The organism is Sporichthyaceae bacterium (assembly GCA_036493475.1).
GTDB lineage: Bacteria > Actinomycetota > Actinomycetes > Sporichthyales > Sporichthyaceae > DASQPJ01.
Genome location: DASXPS010000028.1, coordinates 1 through 3,877, shown reverse-complemented (window position 1 = coordinate 3,877; position 3,877 = coordinate 1). Strand labels below are relative to the sequence as shown.

The window sequence follows — 3,877 nt, the reverse complement described above, 5'->3', positions numbered from 1 at the left end:
GGCGTCGCGCTGCGCACGATCTTCATTCACAGCGCCCGCTGGCTGTCCGCCCCGGTGTACCTCGCGCTGGGCTGGACGGCGGCCTTCTTCGTGCCCGACCTGCTGCGCACCGGGGCGGTCGGCACGTTCGTGCTGCTGGTGATCGGCGGCACGTTCTACTCGATCGGCGGGCTGATCTACGGGATCAAACGACCCAACCCGTCACCGCGCTGGTTCGGGTTCCACGAACTGTTCCACTCCTGCACGATCGTCGGCTACGTGGTGCACTACGTGGCCGTGTCCATGATCGCCTACACCTATCACTGACGGTCCGTCAGGACTCGCTCGGCTTCTGCGGCTCACTGCCCGCCCGCCGCTCGCGCTCATGCCGCCCGACGTCGATGCGGCCGAGATGGCGGCGTAGGGAGAACCACAGCACGACGACGGCCAGCGCCAGCAGCACAACGAAGCCGAGGCCCAGCAAGCCGGGCTGCACCTTGTCCGGATTCACCGGGCTGGGCGAGGGTGCCGCCAACCAAAGCAGCGTCACGCCCCCACCCCGCTGCGCTCCCGGACACCTGCGAACAGATCGTCCTCCGGCAACTCGGTGTCCAGCACGGAGCGGGCCAACTCGAACTCCTCCCACGGCCAGACCTCTTGCTGCAGGTCCATCGGCACCTTGAAGAAGAAGCCCTCCGGGTCCACCTGGGTGGCGTGCGCCAGCAGGGCCTGGTCCCGCACCGGGAAGTACTCGCCGCTGCGCACCCGAGTGGTGACCTTGCGCGCCGCCCGATCCTTCCAACGCTCCAACCACTCCTGGTAGGGCGACTCCAACCCGCGATCGAGCATGCCCTGGTGCAACGCCTCCAGCCGGGACCGGGAGAACGTCACGTCGTAATACAGCTTCAGCGGCTGCCACACCGGCCCGGCATCCGGGTAGCGATCCGGGTCCCCGGCCGCCTCGAAGGCCTCCACCGACACGTTGTGCGTCTGGATGTGATCCGGGTGCGGGTAACCACCCTTCTCGTCGTAGGTGGTCACCACGTGCGGACGGAACTCGCGGATCAGCCGCACCAGGGGTGCGGCGGCCGCCTCCAGGGGCTGGACGGCGAAGCAGTCCACGGGCAGTGGCGGCAGCGGGTCACCCTCCGGCAGTCCGGAGTCGACGAAGCCCAGCCAGGCCTGCTGCACGCCGAGGATGCGGCGGGCGGCCTCCATCTCATCGGTCCGGATGCGGTGGATGTGCAGGGCCACCTCCGGGTCGTCCTTCAGCTGTGGGTTGAGCACCGAGCCGCGTTCGCCGCCGGTGCAGGTCACCACGAGCACCTCGACGCCCTGCGCCACGTACATCGCCATGGTCGCCGCACCCTTGCTGGACTCGTCGTCCGGGTGGGCGTGCACAGCCATCAGCCGCAATGGCTCCTCGGTGGGCACCGGGCGTCGTCCTTCCTCGTCAGCGGGCATCGGTCACAGTGTCCAACCCCGCCGCCGGGCAACGTGTTCCAGGGCCGAGTCTCAGGCCCGCCACAGGCGCACGGTAGGCGCCCCGGGGCGTGCCGGCCCGTAAGCTAGGCCGTTCGACGAGCAATCGAGGAGTTCCCGTGACCCAGACATCGACGGAAAGCGTCACCTGGCTGACCCAGGACGCCTACGACCGGTTGCGCGGCGAACTGGACCACCTCAGCGGCCCGGGCCGTACCGAGCTGGCCAAGAAGATCGAGGCCGCCCGCGACGAGGGCGACCTGAAGGAGAACGGCGGCTACCACGCGGCCAAGGAGGAGCAGGGCAAGCAGGAGGCCCGCATCCGCCAGCTCACCGAGCTGCTGCAGCACGCCAAGGTCGGCGAGGCACCGGCCGATGACGGCATCGTGCGCCCGGGCATGATCGTCACTGTTCAGTTCAGCGACGGCGACAAGCAAAAGTTCCTGCTCGGCTCCCGCGAGGTGGACATGGGAGACCTGGACGTGTACTCCGAGAAGTCCCCGTTGGGCGCGGCGATCCTGGGCAAGAAGCCCGGTCAGAAGGCCTCCTACGTGCTGCCCAGCGGCGCGAAGATAACGGTCAACGTGGTGTCCGCGACGCCGTTCACCGGCTGAGGTGACGGAGTAGCGTCGCCCGGGTGATCCCTGAGCGAATCGCCAAGGTGCTGGCCGGCAGCACGGTGTTCGCGGGGCTGGACCAGGCGACGTTGGACGTCCTGGCCGGGCTGGCCGTGGTGCGCAACTACACGCGCGGCCAATTCATCTTCCAGCAGGACGACCCCGGCGACGCGATGTTCGTGATGCTGTCCGGGTCGGTCAAGGTGCTGGTCAACTCGACCGAGGGCGGGCAGGTGCTGTTCTGCACCCTGGAGCCCGAGGACTGCTTCGGGGAGCTGTCGTTCCTGGACGGTCGGCCGCGCTCGGCGGCCATCGAGACCGTGGGACCGGTGCAGGTGATCGTGCTGAGCCGGGCCGCCGTGGACTCGGTGTTCGATGCCAACCCGGCGCTCGCGCGGGCCTTGTTGGTGTCGCTGTGCGACATGGTGCGCCGACTCTCCGAGCAGGCCGCCGACCTGGTGTTCCTGGACCTGGAGGGCCGGTTGGCCAAGTGCCTGGACCGGCTGGCCGAGGAGAAGGGCGTCGTGCAGGGTGACGGCATTCGGCTGGACCTCACGCTGACCCAGTCGGACCTGGCGGGCATGGTGGGCGCCTCCCGGCCGAGCGTGAACCAGGCGCTGGCCGCGTTCAGTCGGCGCGGCTATGTGCGCACCGGGTCACGCAACATCGTGATCACCGACCGGGCCGGGTTGCGCCGCCGCCACCAGCGCTGAGACAGCCGAACGCCGGCTCGATCCAGCTGGATCGAGCCGGCGTTGCAATGCCGCGGCTGTCCTCAGTGGAAGGGCGGGGGAGCGCTCTGGCCCTGGCCCTGGCCCTGGCCCTGGCTGTGGACCATGCCGCCACCGTTGCCGTTGTTGCCACCGCCGTTGTTGCCCGACCAGTTACCACGGTTGCCGCCGCCGTTGTTGCGCGGCCAGTTGCCACGGTTGCCGCCGTTGCCGCGGTGGAAATTGCCACCGCCGTTGTGCCGGCGATAGCCGCCGTAATTGTTGCCGTAATTGTTGTAGTCGCCGTAGTCGTAGTTGCGGTGGCGGGAGCAGCGCCACGGGTGGTTGTGGCGGTAGCGGGGCCACCGGCACTTCCAGTACCAGCTCGCCGCGTCCGCGCTGGTCGGGGCGGTGGCGACGGCCGCGTGGCTCGTCGACGCGGCCGCAGCGGGGGCTGTGGTGACGGCCCCGGCGGTGGGCGCCAGACCGAGAGCGAGGGTGGCGGCGGCGAACATGGTTCCCAGCGCCTTGATCAAATGACGCACAATGACCTCCAGGTGACCGGCCGGTTGGTAAGGCCAAGCACATCTTGTCCCATTTCGGACGATTCTGGGAGATTTATTCCGAACGCCCAGGTCAACGGCACTCTCGACGCCCCGCACGAACGAACGACGGGGCCCGCCTGCGGGCCACCGTCGTTCGTCGCGGGATGCTGAGGGTCGCCTCAGCCGCGGTGATTCCATTCGTGGTTGTCTTCGTGGTCCGACCAGTGCACGCCGTGCCCGTCGCTGAATTCCTCGCCGGAGTCGCGGCCCACACCGTCGTCCGACCGGTGGTTGTCGCTCCAACCGTCGTGACCCCAGTGGTCGCCGCCCCCGCCGTCGCCGTCCCAGCCGTCCCAGTCGTTGTCACCCCAGCCGCCGCCCCCGCCGCCGCCGCCGTGGTGATGGTGGGAGACCGACGCAGTGGTCGTCGCGCCGGCGGCGGGCGCGACTGCAAGGGCGATGGCGGCGGCGGCGAAGCACGTCCCCGCAGCCTTAATGATCTTGTACACGGAAACCTCCACAGGTCCGGCGCGGGCGGCCGGAC

7 protein-coding genes are annotated in these 3,877 nt (G+C 69.2%); 3 read left to right on the top strand and 4 right to left on the bottom strand.

Annotated elements, in window-relative coordinates; genetic code table 11:
• On the top strand, window positions 1-306 hold a 306-nt coding region (locus VGJ14_03425), incomplete at its 5' end, for a hemolysin III family protein (protein HEY2831452.1).
• A gap of 7 nt (window positions 307-313) precedes the next feature.
• Here VGJ14_03425 and VGJ14_03420 read toward each other — a convergent pair.
• Together VGJ14_03420 and mca are read right to left on the bottom strand one after the other, a co-directional pair.
• Entirely contained in the window at window positions 314-529 is a 216-nt protein-coding gene (locus VGJ14_03420) for a hypothetical protein (GenBank protein HEY2831451.1), read from the bottom strand.
• Window positions 526-1,443: a mycothiol conjugate amidase Mca gene (mca, locus tag VGJ14_03415; protein ID HEY2831450.1), complete on the bottom strand. Its 918-nt coding sequence runs from the start codon at window positions 1,441-1,443 to the stop codon at window positions 526-528. The genes VGJ14_03420 and mca overlap by 4 nt, the downstream gene beginning before the upstream one ends.
• A gap of 137 nt (window positions 1,444-1,580) precedes the next feature.
• Here mca and greA point away from each other — a divergent pair, with 137 nt between their 5' ends.
• A complete protein-coding gene (gene greA / locus VGJ14_03410) occupies window positions 1,581-2,075 on the top strand; it encodes a transcription elongation factor GreA (protein ID HEY2831449.1) in 495 nt (164 codons plus the stop codon).
• 23 nt (window positions 2,076-2,098) lie between these two features.
• The gene (locus VGJ14_03405) at window positions 2,099-2,791 is read left to right on the top strand and encodes a Crp/Fnr family transcriptional regulator (protein ID HEY2831448.1); all 693 of its coding nucleotides are present in this window, start codon (window positions 2,099-2,101) and stop codon (window positions 2,789-2,791) included.
• A 62-nt stretch (window positions 2,792-2,853) separates the two neighbouring features.
• Here the strand turns inward: VGJ14_03405 and VGJ14_03400 are convergent, their stop codons facing one another.
• Window positions 2,854-3,333 (bottom strand): hypothetical protein, encoded by a 480-nt coding sequence (locus VGJ14_03400; GenBank protein ID HEY2831447.1) that lies wholly within the window; start codon window positions 3,331-3,333, stop codon window positions 2,854-2,856.
• 179 nt (window positions 3,334-3,512) lie between these two features.
• A partial coding sequence (locus VGJ14_03395) for a hypothetical protein (GenBank protein ID HEY2831446.1) occupies window positions 3,513-3,877 on the bottom strand: 365 nt, incomplete at its 5' end.